Source organism: Pseudoalteromonas sp. THAF3 (assembly GCF_009363775.1).
GTDB lineage: Bacteria > Pseudomonadota > Gammaproteobacteria > Enterobacterales > Alteromonadaceae > Pseudoalteromonas > Pseudoalteromonas ruthenica.
The window spans coordinates 1,108,469-1,131,607 of record NZ_CP045418.1 but is presented as its reverse complement, the minus strand read 5'-3'; the positions used below and the strand labels follow the sequence as shown (position 1 = coordinate 1,131,607).

General features: G+C 45.3%; 19 protein-coding genes. 6 read left to right on the top strand and 13 right to left on the bottom strand.

The window, feature by feature from the left end; all coding sequences use genetic code 11:
• Window positions 1-3 precede the first annotated feature (3 nt).
• From csy2 to FIU82_RS05150, 6 genes are all read right to left on the bottom strand, one after another.
• A complete protein-coding gene (gene csy2, locus FIU82_RS05175; protein WP_152440512.1) occupies window positions 4-1,038 on the bottom strand; it encodes a type I-F CRISPR-associated protein Csy2 in 1,035 nt (344 codons plus the stop codon).
• Complete coding sequence (gene csy1 / locus FIU82_RS05170) at window positions 1,035-2,543, bottom strand: type I-F CRISPR-associated protein Csy1 (RefSeq protein ID WP_172972705.1); 1,509 nt, start codon at window positions 2,541-2,543, stop codon at window positions 1,035-1,037. Before csy1 ends, csy2 begins: the two co-directional genes overlap by 4 nt.
• A complete protein-coding gene (cas3f, locus tag FIU82_RS05165; RefSeq protein WP_152440510.1) occupies window positions 2,533-5,943 on the bottom strand; it encodes a type I-F CRISPR-associated helicase Cas3f in 3,411 nt (1,136 codons plus the stop codon). The genes csy1 and cas3f overlap by 11 nt, the downstream gene beginning before the upstream one ends.
• The gene (gene cas1f, locus FIU82_RS05160; protein ID WP_152440509.1) at window positions 5,940-6,953 is read right to left on the bottom strand and encodes a type I-F CRISPR-associated endonuclease Cas1f; all 1,014 of its coding nucleotides are present in this window, start codon (window positions 6,951-6,953) and stop codon (window positions 5,940-5,942) included. The genes cas3f and cas1f overlap by 4 nt, the downstream gene beginning before the upstream one ends.
• 328 nt (window positions 6,954-7,281) lie before the next feature.
• Complete coding sequence (locus FIU82_RS05155) at window positions 7,282-8,463, bottom strand: response regulator (protein WP_152440508.1); 1,182 nt, start codon at window positions 8,461-8,463, stop codon at window positions 7,282-7,284.
• A gap of 56 nt (window positions 8,464-8,519) precedes the next feature.
• A complete protein-coding gene (locus FIU82_RS05150; RefSeq protein ID WP_138547860.1) occupies window positions 8,520-9,455 on the bottom strand; it encodes a general glycosylation pathway protein in 936 nt (311 codons plus the stop codon).
• A 249-nt stretch (window positions 9,456-9,704) separates the two neighbouring features.
• Between FIU82_RS05150 and FIU82_RS05145 the strand changes: the two genes are divergently transcribed.
• The 4 genes from FIU82_RS05145 to FIU82_RS05130 all read left to right on the top strand — a co-directional run bounded on the left by FIU82_RS05145 (window position 9,705) and on the right by FIU82_RS05130 (window position 12,757).
• A complete protein-coding gene (locus FIU82_RS05145; RefSeq protein WP_022945666.1) occupies window positions 9,705-10,130 on the top strand; it encodes a hypothetical protein in 426 nt (141 codons plus the stop codon).
• A 160-nt stretch (window positions 10,131-10,290) separates the two neighbouring features.
• Window positions 10,291-10,824: a porin family protein gene (locus FIU82_RS05140; protein WP_152440507.1), complete on the top strand. Its 534-nt coding sequence runs from the start codon at window positions 10,291-10,293 to the stop codon at window positions 10,822-10,824.
• A gap of 144 nt (window positions 10,825-10,968) precedes the next feature.
• Window positions 10,969-11,481, top strand: coding sequence for an outer membrane beta-barrel protein (locus FIU82_RS05135; RefSeq protein WP_045978143.1), 513 nt, complete (start codon window positions 10,969-10,971; stop codon window positions 11,479-11,481).
• A gap of 10 nt (window positions 11,482-11,491) precedes the next feature.
• Window positions 11,492-12,757, top strand: coding sequence for a hypothetical protein (locus FIU82_RS05130; RefSeq protein WP_152440506.1), 1,266 nt, complete (start codon window positions 11,492-11,494; stop codon window positions 12,755-12,757).
• Window positions 12,758-12,807: 50 nt separating this feature from the next.
• Here the strand turns inward: FIU82_RS05130 and FIU82_RS05125 are convergent, their stop codons facing one another.
• Genes FIU82_RS05125 through FIU82_RS05095 form a run of 7 tightly spaced genes read right to left on the bottom strand, consistent with a single transcriptional unit; the run spans window position 12,808 to window position 20,811 of the window.
• On the bottom strand, window positions 12,808-13,530 hold the full coding sequence (locus FIU82_RS05125; RefSeq protein WP_152440505.1) for a Sir2 family NAD-dependent protein deacetylase: 723 nt from the start codon (window positions 13,528-13,530) through the stop codon (window positions 12,808-12,810).
• Between the two features lie 42 nt (window positions 13,531-13,572).
• Window positions 13,573-14,886, bottom strand: a complete 1,314-nt coding sequence (locus tag FIU82_RS05120) for a PAS domain-containing sensor histidine kinase (protein WP_152440504.1) — start codon at window positions 14,884-14,886, stop codon at window positions 13,573-13,575.
• A complete protein-coding gene (locus tag FIU82_RS05115) occupies window positions 14,886-16,211 on the bottom strand; it encodes a sigma-54 dependent transcriptional regulator (RefSeq protein ID WP_152441464.1) in 1,326 nt (441 codons plus the stop codon). Before FIU82_RS05115 ends, FIU82_RS05120 begins: the two co-directional genes overlap by 1 nt.
• Window positions 16,212-16,260: 49 nt before the next feature.
• Window positions 16,261-17,466 carry an FtsX-like permease family protein gene (locus FIU82_RS05110; RefSeq protein WP_152440503.1) on the bottom strand — a complete coding sequence of 402 codons (1,206 nt, stop codon included), beginning with the start codon at window positions 17,464-17,466 and terminating at the stop codon, window positions 16,261-16,263.
• A 10-nt stretch (window positions 17,467-17,476) separates the two neighbouring features.
• The gene (locus tag FIU82_RS05105) at window positions 17,477-18,790 is read right to left on the bottom strand and encodes an ABC transporter permease (protein ID WP_152441463.1); all 1,314 of its coding nucleotides are present in this window, start codon (window positions 18,788-18,790) and stop codon (window positions 17,477-17,479) included.
• 2 nt (window positions 18,791-18,792) lie between these two features.
• The gene (locus tag FIU82_RS05100; RefSeq protein ID WP_138547854.1) at window positions 18,793-19,527 is read right to left on the bottom strand and encodes an ABC transporter ATP-binding protein; all 735 of its coding nucleotides are present in this window, start codon (window positions 19,525-19,527) and stop codon (window positions 18,793-18,795) included.
• Between the two features lie 24 nt (window positions 19,528-19,551).
• On the bottom strand, window positions 19,552-20,811 hold the full coding sequence (locus FIU82_RS05095; protein WP_152440502.1) for an efflux RND transporter periplasmic adaptor subunit: 1,260 nt from the start codon (window positions 20,809-20,811) through the stop codon (window positions 19,552-19,554).
• A 389-nt stretch (window positions 20,812-21,200) separates the two neighbouring features.
• Between FIU82_RS05095 and FIU82_RS05090 the strand changes: the two genes are divergently transcribed.
• A complete protein-coding gene (locus FIU82_RS05090) occupies window positions 21,201-22,391 on the top strand; it encodes a porin (protein ID WP_152440501.1) in 1,191 nt (396 codons plus the stop codon).
• 10 nt (window positions 22,392-22,401) lie between these two features.
• On the top strand, window positions 22,402-22,809 hold the full coding sequence (locus FIU82_RS05085; RefSeq protein ID WP_152440500.1) for a phosphate ABC transporter substrate-binding protein: 408 nt from the start codon (window positions 22,402-22,404) through the stop codon (window positions 22,807-22,809).
• The last annotated feature ends 330 nt before the right edge of the window (window positions 22,810-23,139 follow it).

The window sequence follows — 23,139 nt, the reverse complement described above, 5'->3', positions numbered from 1 at the left end:
TCCTTAAAATAAATTATTAAATAAATCGGTATTAGTTAAATGTTGGTTATCGTCGTTACTGGATTTAGATTGTTGTTGGCATAGATACCACTCGCCATTTTGATGATAACGCCAAATATAATCAGACAGTTGGGTCGCTTTATGCATGCTTAACCATTCAGCAACGCTATGGACGGCTTCAACAAAAGTAACCGCTTTTACGTCTTTGTCTTCTGGATCTGGCTTAACACGTAAACCGAGTACTTCCTCTTTGGTAAGAGGCTGTGCAATGGCTTTATAGCCCGCCATTATCGGCACTAAATAGCCATCAAATGGTTTTTTAAGATATTGCCATTTGGCATCAGTTTGATCGTTAGGAAGTGTTTGGCCTTCAGCTAACTCTGGAGTCGCTGCAACTTTTAAGGCTGAGAAGTCTAACCAAGCTGACAAAGGCGCAGACTCGATGCTTTCAACAGCTAACGCTTCTGTTTGCATTTTTAAGTATTCACTTTGGTCTTTTAATACAAAGCCCGGCATACATAGGCGCTTAATATGTAATAGCTGCTTACTTTCATCTTGAGCTGTGTTAGCTAAGAACAATTTGACTTTGCCGATAGATAGCACACTGCCACCTGCAATTCGCATGTTGTTACACATCGCTTTTACTTTATTTTCAAATTCAGTAACTTGGTCTGTAGTCAGTAAAAGTGCATCACTTAGCTCAAGTACTAAACTTACTGTGGCATTTAGCTTTCCTTCTTCAATAATTGGCGGTGGATCTTTTTTATGTTTAGCAAGCACAGGCGGGTTTTTACTCTGTAAAAATTCAAAATCTGCGTAAGGTTTAGGTTGATAAACTCTATTACTCACCTTGTTTGCAACAACTATGCAACCAACAAACTCGGTATTATAAGTACCTTCATAGTTAGCTGATATTTTGCGACTTAAGGCATGAGTAAAGCCCAAAAATTGAGTTATAGCCGGAAACCCCCAAGTAAAACCAGCTATTGCATTGGCATTTTGTAATTCAATTTTGCTCAATACTAAATATTGGCTCATTTTGAAACCTCCTGTATAGCCATAAAGCTACGTAACTCTTGCGAGAATAGCTTTGTCCATAACTCCAAATGAATTGTGCCAAGCTTAAATTGCTTTTCATCCAATTGCTTGTTTAACCAACGAGCAAAATCTTTACTGATCACTGTTTGCCATTTGCCTGTAAGTCTTTCGGCTGAAGCTTGTTCGTCATCGCGATAAGGTTCGAACAATAACTGGTAGGGCAAAGAGAGTTTACTTGCTTTGGTCCAGTTTGTTTCTTCATTGGTGTTCGCTATCATCACTTCGTCAAAAAAAGCATGGCTAATTGCCTGTACTTTTCTGGTGATTGCTGCAGCACGTGTAGGCTGACTATCGCTTAGTTCTTTGTTTTTAAGTAGCTTTAGGTAGTTTTTTAACTCTTTTATTTCATTTTTGGTTAGATAACTTAAAGTCTTATAAAGTGCTTTGCTATCAAAGTCACAATAGCTTGTACCTTTTGACTTCCAGCTTGGTGGCTGTGAAGACAGTAGTGTAATCTTGCCACCGCGCTTCCCATTTAGTGATGAAGCATTAGAGTGGTTAGAACCGGTAATATTGAGCTTTGCCTTATTTGGATAGCTCACCACTGGAGTTGTACTAAATTTGTTATTTCTACGCTGCTCTCTCGCTTTTGTTTGTTCATCTTCAAAGTACTGCTTGTGTTCATTGTGTAATGCCTGCGCCAGTGAAGAGGAAGTGAGTGGCAGGAGTAAATGATAGTTTTGATCGCCAGACGGAAAAAATACTTGCTTAGATAAAAAGTAACTTTGTTTTACATCGCTATCATAAGCCTGCTTTAAACCTTGCACCCATTCAACTATTTGCTCACTATCGTCAGTGAACTCCGAAAACAATGATGTATGTTCCGCTTTTAAACAATCTAAAACTGAACAGCCTTCATGTTCAACTTTTAAAATATCCGCTACTGGCAGTGAAGCAGCATTAGACGAAGCGGTATCTATTTCAGGAGCACTTAATGAGTTAGTAGTTAAATAACGTTTATCGGAACTTAACGAAGTATCTAAAATGCTCGACCCCTTTGAACTTGAGTGTGTTAATTTTGCCACATGTGTTGCAAAACTAATGTCTTTGGCTTTTATTGCCCATTCATCGAGCCAATTGGCTGGCTTATGTTGCGCCTCTAATTCACTAATGAACTGTAAATACTCTGCTCTTAACTCACTCAACTCTGAATCAACTACATCCGCATCGAGCAACTCTAGTAAGTTGTGATATTTCTGTTGTTGAAACATCAAAGCGGTTTGATTTTTAGCCTTTTTCGCTTTTTCAACTAATTTAACGGCTTCATTTTTGTCGGTCAGGCGTTTCACAATAGCCGCTAAACGAATATTTACCCCTTTGCTTATTACATTCTTTTTTTTCTGCGGTTTAGATTTTAAATAATCCTCATGCTTTTTGTCTCTGCGCATTGCTAAATAGACTTCTATCCCTTTAGCAAGCGCCTGCGAGGTTTGCTTACTTATCATTGTCGCAATCATCCTTAGTTAATAACTTATAAATTCCAAATTCAGTTTGATAAAACCAGTGCTCAATGCTTTCTTTATCATGCTCTTGTAATAAAACATGGGTATAAACAGCTAAAGTTTGCTGCTCGCTCTTTCCTAGTTTTTCACTCAGCGTCTTAACTTGTTTAGCTAAATCAAATTGATGCCATAGGCTATTACCACAAGCCATAACAGCCGGCTCTTTGGGGATATCAATATCCTCAGTTGGTTTATATTCTGGCGGGTATACACCATCTACCTTTTCTTGCCATAAATAGCGTTGCGTTCTTTCGGAGAAAGTGATCGAAAAGCCTTTACTCAAATGTGACTTCCTAAATGGCTGTAGGCGCTGTATTTCACCGCACCAACTCACATCATGTTGCCACCAGCGTGCAGCATAATTCCCAGCCACAGGCTTCATGCCATATAAGGTTATCTTTTGGGTGAAGTGCTCCACCTCAGAAAAGCAATTAAACTTCCCTTCTGGGCTCAGATTAGGTTTGGTTTTGTTATACAAGATACGAGGTGAAGCACTTATTGATTTAAGATAACTTTCAACATTCAATTGTGTTAGGTTTATTGAAGCGCATTGTACGAGGCTTGTTTCAAAGCCCGGTTTTTCAAAGCATAACAGGCCTTTTTTCAACCCTTTATAATTTTGCGATAGCACATGAATATTATGAGTTGCCGGCGTTTGTTTTCGATGGCGTTGCACTCTACCAGCTAGTTGTATTATCGAGCGCATTGAGCTTGGCTCAACCACTGCCCAATCATAATCGTGATCGCGCCCGACCTCAGCCACGGAGGTCGCAAGAACAATAAAAATATGGTTTAACTCTGCGGTTTTCTCAACATGCTCAGCTACCCCAGAATTCTGTATCCATTGCTCATTATCATGACGCTTCAACGCTTTATCTAACATTTGCTCAATAGCTGTTCGTTGTAGTAGCGGGTACTGCCCATGGTAAACACAATAATGAATACGTGTATTAGCAGGAGCAGCTTTAACAAATAAATGCTTGGCAACCTGAACTAAAGGGTTAATGTTAGCCATGCGAACCAAGCCAATTGATACTTTCTTATCTACTAATTTCACTGCTTGCGATACATGCAGTTCACAAACCGACTGATGAATGCGTGCAGCCATCGCTTCGCTATAACTGTCCATCCCTACAGAATCGATATCAACTAACTTAGCTTGTCTCAAGCGTAAGTCACTTTTGACCAGTGCCTTATCCCGCTCAATAACAAATGACTCATGCTCAGTTGCGAATGTCCCGACAGTATCGATTAGCTCACTTTTTGGTTTATTGCATTCATCGAACCAAGCACAACAAACCTTGTTTTGAGTGTTTTTAGCACCATTCGCTTTTGTATATTCGAGCCTGCCCTGCTGATAGGCTTCAAACAATGCTTCGGCTTCACAAGGCATAATCGTTGCAGTTGAAATAAGCACCTTGCTACCCAACATCCCAGCCCAATTAACCAAACGGCAGAGAGCTGGGAAATCAGCTGAATTAAAATCATCAGGCTCATCTAATACCAGATCAGAACTTAATAAACGCAGCATTGGTGCTATTTGTCTACCGCCTCTAACCCCCTCTGTTGCAGGGACCAGATAATCAATCGTGCTTACTAAAATAGGCGCATGTAATAGCTTTAAAATTTTAGAGTCATGCTTTAGCCAAGAAAATGATGCTAATTGCTCTAAATCAATTTCGCTTAATAAGTCGAGTTCATCTTTTAGCAAGGATTCCGCTGATTCACTGCCTTTATCAACCTCAGAACTTCCATCTTGCGGTAGTTCGATTTGATGTAAATCCCTAACAGCTTGCGACCCCACAAGTAATGCAACTTTTTCTCGCGCTTGCTGCTGACTTTTTACATCTTCAGAAAATAAATCCTTTCTTAATGCCTTTGCTGTTTGAATCGATAAAGTCCTGAGTCCTAGCGCAACATTAAAGCGGCATTCGTTTGGTTCAGACAACGCATATATTATCTTTGCATTGGCACGCGTTTTCCCTTTTCCTGTAGAAGCCATTGAAATGCCAAAAAAACCATAATCCTCTACGGTTTCTTTGAGAGAAGAGGCTAACTTTAAAGCTTTGTCTTGCCAAGAAAATTCATCATGAATATGTTTTGGCTTTTTTGGTACTGGTGTTTCTAGCGCTTTAACCTTACCCAGTGTATTGAGCTTCGACTTAAATCTAGCTAAGTCACAGGCAATATGATATGCCCATTTACCTACATTTATATTATGTTCATCAAGCTTTTGCTTTAAGTACCGTTTACCTGCTTCATCCTTATCTGTATTGGCAAAAGCAAGATAGTTTCGATCTGAATCTTTATTGGTAACATCATTGCGCGAAGATTCGCCGTGATCGGCCAGCATAAGTGACAGACGCGCTAGGTGTTGAGTGAATAAATTGTTGTGCCATTCATCGGAAAGTAACCTTTGACACTGTAACGACCGTTTAGCTACCTCAGAAATTGCTTTTTGCCAATCAGAACTGTTAAAAGGTGTACCCAAAGGAAATTGCCAATTGGCAATAATTTGCTCTTGAGTCCAATCTTCTCCCAACGCTTGTGGTGAGTTCCAGCAAGGTTCAAAGATATGTTTCCATTGCTCAATACCCTCAATCGGAGGCTGATTTTCAAGAAACTTGGGAAATTGGGGTAATCGATGATGAGAAACTATTAGCCAAGCCACCATTTTGGCTATTGGTGGTAGGGTTTCAAATGGGTTTGTGATATTTTTTACCAATAAATCTTGGTAGGCTGGGAGTGCTTGCTCTAGATTATTCGCAGTATCAATATTGATAGAGACTAACGCTTGCAACCATTGTTGATCGCCTTGGTCACCAACAAATGCCTGGAATATCCTTAAAGATACCCATTCATGCCGCAGAGGCTCATAGTTTTTATTATCTGAATTCGAAGTTGAATTTAACGCCTCAACCTCACCATGCTCTATTACACCTAACTTAATTTGAAAAAGTTTATTCGCCTTACCTAAATCATGGAAAAAACCCGCAATTGCTGCAATATTAGCTATCACTTCTGTATTTAGCGAAAACAGCTCGTTGATAACTAGATCTTTTTCAGTTCTATTTACTGGCACAACACCTTCCAAATTGAACTTATTCTTATTGCCTACCACCCATAAAAACTGACTTCGGGCGCGGCTTCGGATCCAATGGCAGCTTACTGCGGTACTGCGACTAGCAGTTTTGCGCAGCATTTTTTTAACGGTATCTAGCCCGTCTTGGGTGATCACGGTTTGCCATGTGTTGTCGCCGATACGATCTGCAAACGCATCCAGTACTCGCCGTGTTTTTTTGAGGGCATTTTTTTCGCACTGGCTGACAAAAGTGACCATCATAATTGGTCACCTGCTTGATTGTTTTCAATCGCATCAATTTGCTCTTTTGATGAGTTTTGAAGTGCGACTTTTTTCACTTGCTCAAACATATAATCAAGCGCTTTGTAATCGGTAAATGCTTGCAGAATTTGCTGGCGAAATTCTTGCTCTGTGGCACTTTCTTTGGCGCAAATAAATGCCCAAGGCAGTACCAGCGCGTCTTTGATTAAATCGGCTATATCAAACACCAAAGCGCCTCGTCTTGTTTTACCGTGCATCACAGCAAAGCCATGAGGAATACCAAGCACCCAAAGCGTGCAGGCAGCAAGGCCATAAGCTAAGTAATTTCCGTGGTTTAAAAAGTCGTTGGCTTTGCCTATATCGAGTGTGCGGCTAGATTGGTATTGACGTTTGAACCCTTCGTTTTGCGTTGCATCAGCGGCATATTTGTAAAGCACCTTGGTGAGCTGAGCTTCCGTTAGCAACAGTTCCTGCGAATTGATGGCTTTTTCAGTTCGGGTAAAAAAAGAGTTGAGCGCGTTTTGAATGGTGTTATCGTCAAAGTCAAAGCCCTCTGTTTTTAAGTCTCGGTTTTTTTGCCAAACGTGTTTTAGAAAGTCGATACGTGCATGCTGAAATGTTTTTGCCGCTGCCAAACGTTTGTCGTCATCAAACCAAAAGCCCATCCAGCCTTGTAAGTATTCTGTAGGGCGGTATTCGTTTTGTGGAGTAAACCATTCAATTTCATTGCCCATGTAAAGCGGCGTGCCCCCACCTCCACAAAAGCCGACCAGCACGCCAGCTTGTGCCAGCATACGCATTGCTGCTTGTGTGATGGATGTGCCGTTACCTAGCAACAATACGGTAGTGTTTGCGATTGGAATATTGAAATACAGATTTTCTTTGGTGGCTTCAGTTAAATACAGCACACGACCATCTTTTTGCATTACTCGACAATATTCGAGGTAATACAAGTTGGCACGTTTTGAGTGTAAGATTGCTTTTAAATCTGAGGGGGCTAAGTCATCCATGAAAGGCCTTTTTAGAAGGGTTTAGTAGAAAATATTAATGCATCGCACTAAGTTAGGATACTAGCCATCATTCGTCAAAATATGCTTAGAGGATGTTTGACTAGATTCTGTGAAAGTTTTTTAGAAATTTATTCTTCTTAGATTTTTATCATACTAGGTAACTAATATTAATAGAAAAATCTAATAGTCTTGTATGAAAAGTTGCTTTTAGTAGAAGTAGGGTTACTTCAACCACACTATCGTGGATATGTTTTAACATTTTTGCGATCCACCGCTAAAGCATCGACATTCATGGGAATAACAGGCTGTGTGTTCATTAGAAAAGCGCTCATTCTTTTAGCGCTAGACGGCGCTGCAGCTGAGTAAGCGCTGCATCTAAGCTTTTCATGGTCAGAGGTTTTTCCAGCAGTACCTCAAAACCCGCGTCTTTTGCGCGCTGCTTGGTTACACTGCACAGCTGCTTGACCATTAATATCAAGGGCGTTTGCTGATTAGTGCCTTGGTTATGCTGAATTTGATATGCGATGTTTATACCATCGGAGTCATCAAGGTTAATGTCCAGCACGATTAAATCAAATGCGTGTTGTTGTAATAGTTTCAGTGCCTCGCGGCCATTAAGTACTTCAACCACCTGACACTGATAATGCGCTAAGCAGCGGGCGCTTAATTGCAACGACACCTCATCGTGATCCACCAGTAAAACATTATTGACTTGCGCATCTTTGACACAGGGCTGCACCGACTCATTTGTAGCTTTCGACGTTTCTGCAGTGCCACCGCTTTGCTGACTGCGGCTAAGCAAGCATTGCTCCAGAAGATCTAAAGCTTGCTGCTGTAAATGGAGCAGCGTAGGCCGCAACTCATTGGAGCATAGTTGCGAAAGCAGTGCCTTTACCTCTTTAACATCAACCTGTTCGCCGTCATCACCCAAGTGCTGGGACTGATCCATAATGTGCGCTTGTAATTCATTTATAGAGTGAGTAAATGCCTCTTTCAGCGCTTTTTTATGTCGCAGCCCTTCAAGCATTTGCTGCTCTACTTTAGTGCTCAGGTGAAGCTGTTTAAAATGGGCCTTTTTAGCTTGCTTTGACGCTGCCACCACACCTAGTTGGCGCATTAAGGTGGTTGCAACTAATATCGGCCGATGTACCTCGTAGAGCGGGCGCACCACCACGTAGTCATCAATAGCGTCGATGGCAAACGCATGATAGGCGTCCGCTTCGTCTTTACGGGCAATAAGGTAGGCAACCTTAAAGGTGGGCGGCGTGCGCTGCATTGGCTCTAAATGGGTGTAATAAAATTGCAGCGCGTCGGCAAAATGCTCAAAAGACATAAACACAACTACAGCGGGAGATTGGCTCACAACGGTCAGTAATTGCTGCTTATCACTGGTAACCAAAATATGGTCAAAGTGTCTGCTAAGCACATCAATTGCATGCTGATCGATGTCTTTATCTGGGGTGTAAAGAATCACCGTGTAGTGCTGATGGTTCTTTAAGTTGTCATACATAGCTCACCACTCCCAAGGCCCGCGCAAACGTTGCCACAAGTATAGTAGAGACACCCTCAACTGCCTTTTTTAGCTCGCTGAGCTTGTATTAACAGCAGCTCTGCCTTAGCACCTAGATAAACATACACGCCTAGCCCTATCAGCAACCCCATCACACTCAGCATCATCAGCAGCGCGGCGGTGGTGTACTCTGTCTGCCCCAAAGAAGCCTTGAACATGGTCAATAACGCTTCAATGGAGATGGCAATAAGGATGGTGGAAATAAATCGCGTAATTGTTCGTCGCGTAGAACTGTGACGGAAGATATCTTTGTGCATTAAAATTTCTTCCTCGAGGATAGTTTTACCTAAGTCAAATACGGATAACGCTAAGGTAATAAAGATAATAATGCCAAAAGGCTGCAGCGGGTCGCTATCACCATTTAGGCTCAGTAATAAGTGCCAAATTTCCATGCTAACGGTGTACATAAGCACTAATACCAGCGTAAATAAGCTCATAACAATGACACTGTAGCCGGCTTTAAATACGCCACTAAAACGGCTTCGAGAACGGTCCCCCATCACATACTCCACCAGCTGAGCGAGGTGAATATCAACCACGACATAGCCTTTGTTATCGCTACCTTGTTGGCAAGGGGCCATCACCGACACACACAGGTTGCCGGTGGCTAAAGAGATGTATGGTTCGCTGAGAGTAAATTGGCCCTGCTGCTGCGCCGTGAAGTAAGGCCGAGAGGCTCGACTACACCCCTGCCCGTGCAAGGTATTCCCTTTGTTATCGATATTGGCACTCAGTTGCACCGCATTGCTATCAAGTAAATAACACAGCTCAGCAAAATGGTAATGTTGGCATAGCTTTGCAAAAGCAAGGTGTGGCTGGTTTTGCCACTGCGGGTGGGCTTGCAAAGACTGAATAAGTGCATCGAGTAAGGGGGTGATGACGCTATGATGCTCTTGATAACGTTCAATCACGCTCAGGTAACTAATGCCCATGTCGGTGCTCCTCAACCCCTTGCTTGGCAAAGACCGCCGCAGAATTAGTGCCAACTCTATTTTTCTTTTCGTGTTCAGTACCTTAAATTTTTATTCGCATATTCCGGTGCAGTCATTGCGCCATCAGTGCACAGCGCTGCTTCGAAATGGTGCACGGTCACAACTGCTCAGATAAAAGTAGCAAATTCATGCTCTATTTATATTTTTACCGCTATACTGAGCCCAGGTTTTGTCAAAGAGGAAGACACAATGAAGCAATTATTAGCTGTTATTACCGTTCTAGCCAGTGCCTTGGTACTGAGTGCTTGTGAAGATGCTAATGAAGCAAAAGAGCAAGCGAAAGACAGTGCGGTCGAAGCAAAAGAAGAGATCAGCCAAGCATGGGACTCTGCTGTTGCAGATGCTAAAGATCTTAGCGCGCAATTGCACGATGAGTCTTTCGGTGAGCAACTTGATGAGCTTGTTAACGAGACACAAGCACTTGTTGCCGTAGCCAGTGAAGAAGGTAAAACACATTTAGATAATTTAGTGGCCGATTCTAAAGATCTAGCCCAGCAAGCTTGGGAAGAGTCAAAAGAAGGTGCCGGTGAATTATCAGAGGAAACAAAAGAAAAGATTGAAGAGCTGAAAGAAAAAATTCGCGCTAAACGCGAAGAGTTAGAAGCGAATCAATAACAGCCACAGTTCAACATTGTGATGCACCAAAACCCAGCCTAGCGCTGGGTTTTTTATTGTTTGCTGTGTTAGCACCATAGAGTACATCCATTTACTTCGCTAAATCATTAAGTTAGGATTTTGCATACAATTTTTTGCTCACTACAACAGGGATAATGTTATGAATAAGCTCCTGTGTGCCTTGCTTGCCGCTGCCTGCCTGAATGCCCATGCCGACAATCGTCCTTTTGAACACCCAATGGACTTTTATCTTGGTAGCGATTATCAATTAATGGATTTAAAGACTGTCGGCACGCCCGGACAAGCAGATTTTAGCCACGTTAATTTACGCGGTGGTGTATTTATCTTTGAACAAATTGCGTTGGAGGCACAGCTGGGTGTCTACGACAATGATGACATGGTTGAGGGTACCACTTATGAGTTAAGCGCTAACCGCGCATTGTTTGTGCGTTTACTCACCCCTCGCCATCGTGGTTTTGCCTTTGATTTGGGGTTAGGCTATGCCCACACCAAAGTAGATTTAACCAATCAAGCTCTTAACCAAAGTATCTCTGACGATGGCTTTGCCTATTCTGCACGCATTGACTACGCCGTGAACCCTAACTGGCATGTTGCGCTTGATTACACATCACGTGATTTAGGTAACGAAGTTGAGCTCGACAGCTACGGTTTAGGCGTGAGTTATCACTTTTAACCCCTTTTATAGAGGCCGCACTATCTTGCCATGGGCGCTGCGTTCCTAGCATAGCCTGTTGGCGAAATTTAGGTTACATCTTGTTACCCACTTTAGATACAATTTTGATACACTGCTGTGGATCATCTCGAGAAGGAAGACACAATGAAAAAGCAACTGCTGTGCTTAGGCTTGGCGCTCGCGTGCAATTACGCTCACGCCAATGAATATTATATCGGTGCAGATTATCTGCAACTAAGCACCGATTTTGATGGCAATAGCGCCTCCCCCACAGTGAACAATATTAAGCTAGGTGCTGAACTTTACAATGGTATTTTCCTTGAGCTTCAAGGCGGAGTAAGTAGCAGCGACGACGATCTTCTAGGTGTCACCACGGACATCGACCAAAATTACAGCGCATTTTTTCGCTTTCGCTCACCGAACTACGATGGTTTTAGCGTCGATTTAGCCTTAGGTTATGCGCGTACCGAAGTGCTCTTCAGTGGCAAGCCCAGTGTCTATGATGGCTTAGAAGAATTCTCAGGCTTTGCTTGGGGAGGCAGAGTAAATTATGACCTTCCCTATAATTTTCGTATTAATGCCGATTACCAGCAGCGTTATAACAAAGACGATATCCTCATTGACGCGTGGGGCGTTGGTCTGAGTTATGTTTTTTAAGGATAAAGCAATGAATAAAACTCTATTGGCAAGCAGCCTGCTTTTAAGTTTAGGCATGCTCAGTGGCTGCAGTGACAATGACAATGCCAACAGCATTAACACCGCATTCGAGAAAGAGCGCCAAAGACAATCTGGTGAACTTATTGAAAGCATTTCCATTACCGGCGGTGGCATTCGTATTGAACCTGGTGATGAGCTGCAACTCAAGGCCACTGGAGTGGACTCAAAAGGCGACTCTCGCGACATTACCAAAGAGGTGACATGGCAATCCTCACACCCTGATTTTGCGAGCATTAATGACCAGGGTAAAATCACGGCTAAAGCTCAAAGCGAAACTGAACAAGGCCTAGTCACCTTCACTGCGACAACCATCAATGACGTCAGTGAAAGCATCGAAGTATCTATTAAAGACATTCAAGTAGCGAGCCTGACCTTGAGCGCAAACAGTGCCCGTGCTTATGCCTGTCAACCAAACACAATTAACACCGCCGTCACCTATGATGATGGGTATCAAGGCACCGTGGATAACAACAAGCTGACCTGGGAAGTGGCAGGCAGTGCCACGGCTTACATCAATGATTTTGGTGTTTTATATACCTCAGATAGCAGTGGTGATGACCTTCAAGTGCGCGCCTCCTACGCACAAGCAAACAGTAACCAACTCAGTTTCACAACCGCGCCAACACAAGTCACCAGCATTCGTTTTGTCGATAGCGACGAGCAGAGCTATGAGTCTTTAGACCTTGATTTAGGTGAGCGCGAAACCTTGCAAGTGCGTGGTACGCTTAACGAGCAAAGTGTTGATGTTACGCCGGGTGTGAATTGGGCTGAAAATAACAATGCTATCGCCTATATCGAAACAAACCCAAGATTCAGTGGCGCCGTATTGGCAACAGAAAAAGGGGATGGGTTGGTGTATGCGAGCTGCTCAGACTCTGTACAAGACTCCATCAGCCTGTCAGTCACTTCTGCGCAAGAAGGTGAGTTATCTGCTATTTTTATTAACGACAATAGTGAAACTATCAGCTTAAATGCAGGTGAAAGCACCGAAATACGTGTGTATGCGGATTACACTGGTTTTAGCGACAACATTAACGTCACCGATGCCAGTACGTGGATTATCAATAACAGCTTGGTCACCGCTACCTTAAATAAGCGCGCAAGTGACGAAGTGTATTTGAATGTCACTGCGAAGGCGGATGTCAGCGGTGATGCGCTCATGACATTCGGGTTTCTCGAACAAGAACAAAGCGTTATTTTTGAAATTAGCAACTAACTCCTAGTCGTTAACTAAAGGCGCCCAGTTGGGCGCTTTTTTATTACCTGCTAACCCATACGTTGCACATATTCCAACGCCGTCATGCGGTGATAAGTCACCTGTGCATGTGCTACTTGCACTGGTTCAGGGTCAACAACCTCAACATCAATGCCTCTGCTTCGGGCAATCTCCAATGCCATTTGCGTAATATTGACGCTGAACGAGGTACCAATAAACACGATTTTATCCGCTGATAGCATGCGTTGCTGAGCCTCGGTAATACCATATAGGTCGGTGTAATACTCATCAAAGAGCAGGACCAAAGGTTTGTAAGAGTGGTATAGCTGGGGCTTTTCACCGTCAATGGCAAAGGCCGCCAGCAACGAAGCATGGAGGTTCCCCTCATCAATGCTCTCCCAAGGCGCTGGGTGTGTCGTCACCGCCTCTCCTTGGTTATGAAATTCGGTCATTAAATCTAAGCGCCCATGAATAGCGATATAATTGTTGTTCCCCGCCTTGGCATCTAAGCCATCAATATTTTGGGTGATCAGATTTTTATCGCTGAGCCAGTGATGCACATCATTCGGGTCATGATGGCGGTACGTAGCAAAACGATGATAATACCAGGCTAAGAACTCCTTGGGATTATGTTGGTACATGGCCCGAGTTGCCATTTCCATAGGCGTGTAGTGTGCGCTGCCGATGCGCCAGAACCCATCCTCACCACGAAAGGTGGGAATACCGCTGGCGGCGCTAACCCCGGCGCCGGTGATGTATAAAGTGTTACTCATGCTGATTTAACGTTCGCTTTTGTTTTTGCCTGGCACAACCGACTAAGCAAGGGGCAGGTGCACACGCACTACTAAGCCACCGTGGTGGCGATTGTGTAAACTGATGTCACCGTGATGCGCCTCGCAAATTTCACGACACAGCGCTAAGCCTAGCCCTGACCCCGTACTTTTAGTGGAGTAAAAGGGCACCAACGCACTGGCCATCACGGCTTCTGACATACCTTTGCCGCGATCGCGAACCAGTATTTCCTGCTGCGCCTCGCTACAATTCACCTCAACACTGATATCTGCCTCTGGAGAGCCTGATTCATGGGCATTTTTGAACAAGTTAATAAGCAATTGCTCAAGCTGGGTATCATCGCCATAGCCCTGCTCTGGCAATTCCCCAAGCAATGTAAAAGCCCATTGCTGCGTAAGCCCTTGCATCATATTGTGCCAGCTGAAATGTTTCATTTGCGGTTGTGGTAATTTAGCGAACCGCCCATACCCTTGAACAAACTCACTGAGTTTACCGATTCGCTCGTCAATCGTTGTAAATACTCGCGCTAAACGGGTGTCTTCAATGCCTTGTGCCAACAACTGCCCAGAATGCAACATGGATGATACCGGCGCGAGGGAGTTATTGAGTTCGTGGCTAATTACCCGGATCACCTTTTTCCACACTTGCACTTCTTGGCGTGAGATCTCCCGTGTCATGGGCTTGAGTATATACAAAGTATGAGCTTGATTGTTGAGCAAGAAGTGTCCGGTAGCTAAGTGCCATGTTTGCCGCTGCTCATGTTGCTGCTCAACACTAAATAAGCCCTCTTTCCCTGCCTGCAAAGCTTGCGCTAACCCGTTTGGCATGCGCGCAAACAATACCGATAATTGCTCACCCTCAACGCGTAAATCGGCAAACAATAAGCTCCTAGCGCTGTGGTTACTGTACACCACCTGCTGTTTGTCATTCACTAATAACAGCGCTTGCGGCGAGCTATGCAGAACCTTATCGAGCATCAATTCTCGTTGGTATATCCATTGCCGCTCTTGATGTAATTTGCTCGCGGTTTCATTGTAAAGCCGACACAAATCGCCCAGCTCATCATTTTTGTTATAAGCCAAAGAGGTGGAAAAATCCCCATCCTTAAAGTTCAACAACCCCGACTCTATAGCCTGGAGCCCTTTCACTCTGGGTGTGACCACATAATGTATAAACATGGCTTGCAGCGCGCCAAGCACGACGGCTAAGAGCAGCGCCTGCAACACCGATAACAACCCTAGTAATACCCCAGCTACAACCGGCGCACAAACAAACAAGCTCAGCCATGAGCTCAGCTGCCAAGTAAGGCGACTGGTGGGTGAAGTTAACAAGGCCATTAGTATTCAATACCGAATTTCTGCATACGTCGATACAGCGCTTGTCGCGATAAACCAAAATCCCGTGCCACTTTGGCCACCACGCCTTGATGCAGACGCATAGAGTGTTCAATGTCCTGTTTCGAGGGCTCATGTTTTTGCATCTGTGCTTGTTCAGCACTTTGCAAAGCAAAATCATCTGCCTGTAATTCGCCTTGCGGCTTAAGCACCGCTATACGCTTACAGGCGTTTTCCAACTCGCGTACGTTTCCTGGCCAACTATGATGACGCAGTGCCTGCTCGGCATGAGGACTCAGCTCTCGTCCTGGCAAAAAGTGCGCAATTAAAGCTGGGATATCATCTTGGCGTTGGCACAAAGGTGGCACCGCTAATTCAATGACATTGAGACGATAATATAAGTCTTCGCGAAAACGCCCTTGTTGAATATCACTGCGCAGGTCTGCATTGGTCGCAGAGATCACCCGCACCGAGACCTTCCGGGTTTGCGTGGAGCCAACGCGTTCAAATTCACCACTTTGCAGCACACGCAACAATTTCATTTGCCCATCGAGTGATAGGTTACCTATTTCATCAAGAAACAAGGTGCCCCCATCTGCGGCTTCAAAGCGTCCTATGCGTGTGGTTTTGGCTCCGGTAAATGCGCCGGCTTCAGCGCCAAATAATTCCGCTTCAATTAAGTCGCTAGGCAGTGCCCCGGCATTCACTTTAATAAAGGGCTGTGCTTTGAGTACAGAGTTACGGTGCACAATCTCAGCAATGCCTTCTTTACCACTGCCATTCGCTCCCGTGATAAGCACAGGCACATCAGCATGGGCCACCTGCAACGCCATATCCACAACCCGCTGCATTGCAGCACTGGCAAATACCAACCCGGCTAAATCAGCGCCAGCATGAGCTTGGCTGCGCTCTTGGGCTTGGCGTTTAAAGGTTGCATTCTCACTGGCGGCTTCGCCCAGCGCGACAAGATTTTCGATGGTCGTTAACAGCTTTTGGTCATCCCAAGGCTTACCAATGTAGTCGGCTGCGCCGGCTTTGACTAACTCCACTGCGGTACTGAGCTCGGTCCAAGCGGTGATCAAGACCACCGGAAGGTGTGGGTTGATTTCTCGTAACTGATAAAACAGCGCTCTGCCCTCCTCACCTGAGGTGGTGTCGGCACTGAAGTTCATATCCTGTAAAACTAAAGCAATGCGTTGATAGCGAACGATATGCAGCGCCTCGGTGGGCGTTTCACAGACCACGGGATGATAACCATGAATCTCCAGTAGTAGCGACAATGCTTCCAACACTGCGGTGTTATCGTCAACGATGAGTATCTTTTTCATATTATCCATAATGTGGCGGCGCACCTATCGGCGCCGCTTGTTATTGTAATTATATAGACCGCGTAGCGATGCTGGGTTCGATATTGGCGGCCCGCTGAGCCGGTGCCCAAGCGGCAATCAAACTCATTATGAGCATAAAAGTGGCACTCGCCAAGACAAAAGTCCACGATAGACTGGGCAGAGAAAAGACCGTCATAAGCTGCTGCCCTAATAACATGGCCAGACCTGCTCCAAGAACAATACCGACACTGGCAACCAATGCATTCTCGACCAAGAAGTAACCTACAATGGCCGAGCGTCTTGCACCTAAGGCGCGACGCGTACCGATTTGTTTAGTGCGTTTGGAGATATTAAACAGCGTTAAGCCAAAAATACCTAGCGCAGTAACCAGTATTAAGACCACAATTAACACGATCAGCATACGCATGACCAGCCTATCACGTGCCATATAAGCGGCTTTGCTTTCATCTAATCCCTCAATACGATAGATCACGCGCTGAGATTCGTTGTTAAGTAACAGCTCTTCGATTTGTGCCATTACCTGTGCACGCTTATGGGGCTCGGTGCGAACAATGAACTCAGCTCGCGAGTCGGCATAATTAAACGGGAAGAAGATCACATTGGCCGGGCGACTATCATCAAGCCAAGGGCCTTTAATGGTATCGATAACCCCGATTATTTTCAGCGCGCCTTGCCCTTGATAAACGGTTTTCCCAAGCGCTGACTCATCGGGAAACATCTCCTCGGCCAAATCTTTGGTGACAATGGCTGTGGTTGGCAAATTGTCGCGATTATCACTGTGCACGACTTCATCAGCACGGAAGTTACGCCCAGCAATCAAGGTGGCACCTAGAGTATTAAGGGCGCTGTCGCTGGTAAGCTGATACGCTGCACGCACACCACGGCCCATCTCTGGCGGTGGCGAAGTGTGCATACTGCTCGAATCACCACTGCCAGACAGTGGCACCCAGTTAGTCATCGCCACATCAACCACACCATCGAGAGAGCGGATCGCCTGTTCATCCAAAGCGTATTGCTGAACCAGGTTGATATCAGGGTCAAAGTTATTCACTCGAAAACTAAAAATAGCCGACTCGTCATAGCCAGTAGGTTGATTCAAATAGGCGAGACGGTCGCTTATCATAAACGCCGCGTTACTGACGATAGCCAAGGTGATGGCCACCTGTACCAGTAGTAACACAGCACCAATTTTTGAGCGCAGTAATGCGTTTATCATGGGTTTTAATTCTGACATGCTCTAGCTCCTACTGCGTTTTCAGATAATAAGCGGGGTTGGTTCGACACACCTGCCAGGCTGGTAACAAGCCAGCGACGACACACGCGATAATGGCAATGACTGGCGCACTGATAAGCATGAACGCGTCCATGGTAGCCAAGTCACTGTAGGCGCTGTAACTTTCTCGCACGCCCCAGAGGCTCAACTGTGCCAGAAAAATACCGAGCACACCGCCTAAGCTGCCAAGCAAGGCAACCTCGACCAAATGCTGCATAAATACTTGTGTTTTGCTCGCCCCCAAGGCTCGGCGCACACCCACTTCGGGTGCCCTACGCATAAACTTAGCGAGCAGTAGACCGAGGATATTCGCCAAGCAAACAGCCAAGAACATAAAGCTTAATAACACTAAAATTTTATTGTCTTCGCTGACAACCTTGTTGTACGTCATCCACTGATTAACATCGCGCAAGGAAAACTTCGGATGCTCTCGCGTGAACCGCCCCAGTTGCTTTTGCTGGTCGATATAATTGCGCAAATAGTCGCTGTATTGCTGCTTTTGCTCATCATTATCGAGCTCGACCCAATATTGCAGCCAATAAATCTCCGAATTCAATTTATCTTGATAGCTTTTGATCTCTTCGCGTTTCCAACCGTTGGAGTTCCCCCATGAGGGCAATTCCAGCTCACGAATTAAAGAGAACGGCACAAAAATGCGTTCTGGCTTGCGAAACGCGCCATTATTCAAATCGTAAAATTTGATATGACGGGTGACTGGCGCAACAACCCCCACCACTTCAAACACATGATTGTCGAGGTATAAGGTTTTTCCCACTGGACTTTGCTGGCCATAAAGTTCTTCGCTCAAGCTACGCTCAATGATCACCTGTTTCATTGCGTCTTTGTCCGCCTGCTCGCGCCATGCTCCACCATGCACAAACTGGGCGTTAAACATGCTGAAAAAGTCGCGACTCGTTGCTCTTGCCCCCATCAGTTGTGGCTTGGTACGCGCATCTCCAAGATGTACGGCAAAACCTGTGCGCAACATTGGCGCTTGCGCTTTCGCTGCACGGTCTTGGTATAGATTTTCTGCATCTGGGAAAGACAGTTGATAAGGCAAATCATCGCTGGTCCACCAGCCATCGCCATCGTCCATAGACTGCAATTGCACGGCAAACAGTTGCTTGCTTTTTGCCGGAATAGGGTCGGCGCTCATCATGTGATACACCGATAAAGTCGTCATCGTTACACCGATGCCAATGGCGATAGCCAACACCATCAAGGTGCTCACCATGGGGGTACGCTTGAGCGAGCGCCAACTTAAATCAATATAGTGCCAAAACATCATTAGCCCCCTACAGCCTGTTGAGCAATATCGCCGGCACTGCTTGCGCTACTAGGTCGGCCTTGATACAGACTAAAATCAGCAAGTTGGCCATCGACGACCTGAATATTACGCGGCGCTCGGCGTGCCAACTCCGGATCATGAGTAACCATGACAATGGTCGCCCCTTCACGGTTAATATCTTCAAGAATTTCCATGACCTGACGCGCCATTAAACTATCGAGGTTTCCGGTTGGTTCATCGGCAAGTAGAAAGCGCGGTTCGCCGGCCAACGCCCGAGCGATCGCGACACGCTGTTGTTGTCCCCCAGAGAGCTGTTGTGGCAGGTGTTTAGCGCGAGCACCGAGGCCTACCAATTCAAGACACCGCTCTATGCGCTTTTTACGTTCTGCGGCTTTGATACCGCGATATCGCAATGGTACTTCCACATTTTCATACAAGTTCAAATCTGGGATAAGGTTAAATCCTTGGAAAATAAAGCCAATTTTTTGGTTTCGTAAATCAGCTCGTTGATTGTCGTTCAAACCACCCACATCCACACCGTCGAGCTGATACTGACCGCTAGAGAACGGCTCTAACATCCCGGCAATGTTTAAAAACGTGGTTTTACCGCTGCCGCTCGGCCCAGTGACAGCGATAAATTCACCCTGCTCAACATTAAGGTTGAAATCCCGTAGGGCGTGGGTTTGCACCATATCCGTTTGGTATACCTTGTTGATATTATTCATTTTAATCATTTTTATATCCTTTTATAAAAGCGCTTAACGCAGCAATACACGTTGCGCTTGGTTAAATACATCGTAACTGGACACCACGAGTTCATCGCCTTGCTGTGCCCCTGCGGTGAGCTCGACCGCCGCCATACTGCTCGACCCTGTTTGAATTTGAATTCGTTCAGCCACGTCGCCATTGACGCGATAGGCCACAAAGCCGCCTTGATTCATAAATGCCCCACGGCGCACCATCAATACATCTTCACGGTTTTCTAGAAGAATGCGTGCCGAAATCCGTTGGTTTTGACGAATGCGCAAGCCCTCACGCTGGGTAAAACGCACTCGGGCGCTCACTTGGCGATCTTTCACTTCAGGAGAGATAGACACCAGCTCCCCCATCAGCTGCTCAGAGCCAATACTGAGTTCGACCTCAAGGCCTAAGCCAAGCTCATTGGCATAGCTTTCAGGTACCTGTAATTCGGCCTCAAAAGCGCTTAAATCAACCAACGTCATCAGTGCCTGGCTCGGAGCCACAGCTGCTTGCTGTTGAACAAAGTGGTTACCCACCACCCCGCTAACCGGCGCAACAATCGCTAATTCGCGCACTTTACGACTGATGTCATCAACAACAAGCTGCTGCCTGGTGACATCGCTGTGTGCTGACTTTAATTCGAATGCTAAGGTGTCTTCGCCAATTTGTACTTCTTGCTGAGCATGTTTATAGGCCAATTTGGCACGCGCTAATTCATCTTGTGCCTGTTCCATATCAATTTGGCTGATAAGATTGTCTTTAATAGAGATAAGCGCTCGACGATGCTCACGTTTAGCCGCATCTAAAGTCACTTTGGCCATATCCAGCGTGCGCATAAGTGCGAGTTTATCGCGGCGCACCTGTAATTCTTTGCGCGAAAGCTCATCTTCTAAACGCTGAAGCTCAGACTGCTGTTGTTTTAAGTTGTTGGCCAGCTCGGGGCTTTTAACTCGCGCCACGACCTGCCCCACGGCAATGGTATCGCCGGGGTTGACCAGCAGTTCCACATAGCCCTGCGTTGGGCTATATACTTGCGGGGCATTGGCCGCGACGATAAACCCTGTGGTAGCGATATCGCGAACCAGGTTGCCCCGCTGGACGGTGGCAATTTTGACACTCTCACGGGCAATGGAGTGGCTGGTATTAGACTGGGGACTAGCAAAGGTATAGAGCGCTGCAGCGATGACTAATACGCTGATAAGACCAATCAACAAGGGTTTGTATGAGCGCTGGCGCTCTTTCACAACAGTGTCCTGTGCTTGGGTATCGCGGATCATGACTGCGCCTCCCCGACCAACAGGCAGTTACTGTGTAACCAGGTGCTGATAAGTGCCGCCGCAAGCACCAATAATGGAGAGGTAAAAAAAACAAATAAAGTTAATAGCATAACAACTTCCCTTAGTACGTATGAGTACAGGGTTACGAAAAGCATGCCAACTCAGAATAAAAATTTAACTCATTGTTTTGTATACACTTTTACCATACCCCTTGAGAGTCTAAGGTGTCCGCGGACAATAAAAGTGTCCGCAGCGGACACTTTCTTCACTTCATTAGCAATACGCTTACCTTGAACTACTGCTTAAGTATCAGTCACCTACCTTGTTAACTAGGTATTTTATTCTATGCTCAAAAGGCACCCTTAATCGGTAACAGTAAGGAAATCAACATGAAGAAAACGTTACTAGGGCTGTCTATTGCAGCCGCACTGGTTAGCTTGCCCAGCTTTGCTGAGGTAAGAATAAATGGTTTCGCCTCTATTGTCGGTGGTCAAACTCTGGATGATGACGATACGCTCTATGGATATGATAACGACTTTAATATGGAGCAAGAGAGCAAGTTCGCCTTGCAGGTGTCGGCCGATTTGCAAGAGCGCCTAAGCGCCACCGCACAGGTTATTGCGCGTGGAGAGAACGACTTTGATGCTGAGTTTGAATGGGCCTACCTCACCTACGAAATATCTGACAATTCACAGCTCAGCGCCGGGAAAATGCGCATTCCTTTTTATCGCTATTCAGACTTTTTAGATGTGGGTTACGCCTATCGTTGGGTGCGCCCGCCACAGTCTGTTTATAACCTCAGTTTCACCACCTACGAAGGGTTAAGTTACCTCCATAACAGCACGCTAGGTGACTGGGATAGTGCGTTGCAGTTGATGTACGGTGCCGTAAATGACGATATTGTCGCCGTTACCAATAACGATGCAGCTGAACTTAACGATACTTTGGGCGTAAACTGGACACTATCGAGAGATTGGTTCACCGCGCGGGTTGCGTACTTTATGAGTGAAGCCAGCATTGATGTAAGCAACAGTGCACAATTAACTTCGCTACTAAACGGCTTAGATGGTTATGGACTGAGTGAGCAACGCCAAGACCTAGAAATTGAAGAGGATGATGCCTACTTCGCAGCCATTGGCTTTGGTGTTGATTACAATAACTTCTTATTTGATGCTGAGTATACCCAGTTTGAGGTAGAAGACAGCATATTGGCAAAACAGCGTCAATATTATGCTTCCGTCGGCTATCGCATCGATGACTGGACAGTGCATTTTACCTATGAAAACAACGACGACGAAAATGACAGTTCCGAGTTGAACACGATACCCGCACAGATTCAAACACCTAACGGCCCTATTAATGTGTCGACCAATCCGAGTGACCCAAATGCGCCGCTGCTGCGAGATGCTACTAACTTCGTGCTACTCTCTCAACGTGCAGAATCAAATACCTACACTATAGGCGCACGCTATAATTTCCATCCATCGGCAGCATTTAAAATCGATGTGAGTCGATTCGATGATGATATTACTAATACTGAAGTAGAGCTTGTATCTATGGGTGTAGATTTAGTCTTCTAAGGGGAAAAACATGTTAAAAAAAGTAGCAGCAGTTTCGCTTTTAGTATTTGCGCAAGGGGTGTGGGCGGATATTTCCGTAGTCGTTCATCCCAGTAATGGTGCAAGCCTAGATCAAAACGCGATCAAGAAGCTTTATCTTGGTAAATCTAAGTCTTTCCCTGATGGCAATAGTGCCACAGCGGTGAATCAAGATGGCACTCCCGCCTTTGATGAGTTTAACGATAAGGTGGTAGGCAAATCGAGTTCACAGCTTAACGCCTACTGGTCTAAGCTGGTGTTCACAGGTAAAGGAACACCACCTGACAAGTTAGCGAACGATCAAGCGGTAATTGATTTTGTGGCAGCCAACCCTGGGGCAATAGGGTACGTTAGTGCCGCAAGTGCCAGCGACAAGGTGAAAGTGGTCGCCACCTTCTAAATTAAATAAATCTAAACCGAGCCTGCCAGATTGGATAAATGGATCCTAGTCCAACCTGGCAGTGTTTTAGGTACCTATGGCGAGTGCTAAGGCCTAATTAACAGAATAAAACTATGTAGGGTGAGCTTATCCCACTACTTTTCATTTCTGGTGAAGCGCTTGCCACGTGCAAGCACTAATAAAGCCTACAATGTGATTTTGGCAAATTTTGAACAGTATCAATAGAGTAAACAAACTTTAATAAATGAGCTTTATCATCTTGTAAAGGCGAATAACAAGTCGTTTTAATTTCCCCGTGCTGTCACCATATATAACTGCGTACGGATAACT

What these genes read in the sequence shown, in the direction of transcription:
- FIU82_RS05095 (WP_152440502.1), bottom strand. Translation starts at nt 20,811, where the DNA reads ATGATCCGCGATACCCAAGCACAGGACACTGTTGTGAAAGAGCGCCAG.
- FIU82_RS05145 (WP_022945666.1), top strand. Translation starts at nt 9,705, where the DNA reads ATGAAGCAATTATTAGCTGTTATTACCGTTCTAGCCAGTGCCTTGGTA.
- FIU82_RS05100 (WP_138547854.1), bottom strand. Translation starts at nt 19,527, where the DNA reads ATGATTAAAATGAATAATATCAACAAGGTATACCAAACGGATATGGTG.
- cas1f (WP_152440509.1), bottom strand. Translation starts at nt 6,953, where the DNA reads ATGGATGACTTAGCCCCCTCAGATTTAAAAGCAATCTTACACTCAAAA.
- FIU82_RS05140 (WP_152440507.1), top strand. Translation starts at nt 10,291, where the DNA reads ATGAATAAGCTCCTGTGTGCCTTGCTTGCCGCTGCCTGCCTGAATGCC.
- FIU82_RS05110 (WP_152440503.1), bottom strand. Translation starts at nt 17,466, where the DNA reads ATGTCAGAATTAAAACCCATGATAAACGCATTACTGCGCTCAAAAATT.
- FIU82_RS05130 (WP_152440506.1), top strand. Translation starts at nt 11,492, where the DNA reads ATGAATAAAACTCTATTGGCAAGCAGCCTGCTTTTAAGTTTAGGCATG.
- FIU82_RS05115 (WP_152441464.1), bottom strand. Translation starts at nt 16,211, where the DNA reads ATGAAAAAGATACTCATCGTTGACGATAACACCGCAGTGTTGGAAGCA.
- FIU82_RS05125 (WP_152440505.1), bottom strand. Translation starts at nt 13,530, where the DNA reads ATGAGTAACACTTTATACATCACCGGCGCCGGGGTTAGCGCCGCCAGC.
- FIU82_RS05085 (WP_152440500.1), top strand. Translation starts at nt 22,402, where the DNA reads ATGTTAAAAAAAGTAGCAGCAGTTTCGCTTTTAGTATTTGCGCAAGGG.
- FIU82_RS05155 (WP_152440508.1), bottom strand. Translation starts at nt 8,463, where the DNA reads ATGTATGACAACTTAAAGAACCATCAGCACTACACGGTGATTCTTTAC.
- FIU82_RS05105 (WP_152441463.1), bottom strand. Translation starts at nt 18,790, where the DNA reads ATGTTTTGGCACTATATTGATTTAAGTTGGCGCTCGCTCAAGCGTACC.
- FIU82_RS05150 (WP_138547860.1), bottom strand. Translation starts at nt 9,455, where the DNA reads ATGGGCATTAGTTACCTGAGCGTGATTGAACGTTATCAAGAGCATCAT.
- FIU82_RS05135 (WP_045978143.1), top strand. Translation starts at nt 10,969, where the DNA reads ATGAAAAAGCAACTGCTGTGCTTAGGCTTGGCGCTCGCGTGCAATTAC.
- FIU82_RS05120 (WP_152440504.1), bottom strand. Translation starts at nt 14,886, where the DNA reads ATGGCCTTGTTAACTTCACCCACCAGTCGCCTTACTTGGCAGCTGAGC.
- FIU82_RS05090 (WP_152440501.1), top strand. Translation starts at nt 21,201, where the DNA reads ATGAAGAAAACGTTACTAGGGCTGTCTATTGCAGCCGCACTGGTTAGC.
- csy1 (WP_172972705.1), bottom strand. Translation starts at nt 2,543, where the DNA reads ATGATAAGTAAGCAAACCTCGCAGGCGCTTGCTAAAGGGATAGAAGTC.
- cas3f (WP_152440510.1), bottom strand. Translation starts at nt 5,943, where the DNA reads ATGATGGTCACTTTTGTCAGCCAGTGCGAAAAAAATGCCCTCAAAAAA.
- csy2 (WP_152440512.1), bottom strand. Translation starts at nt 1,038, where the DNA reads ATGAGCCAATATTTAGTATTGAGCAAAATTGAATTACAAAATGCCAAT.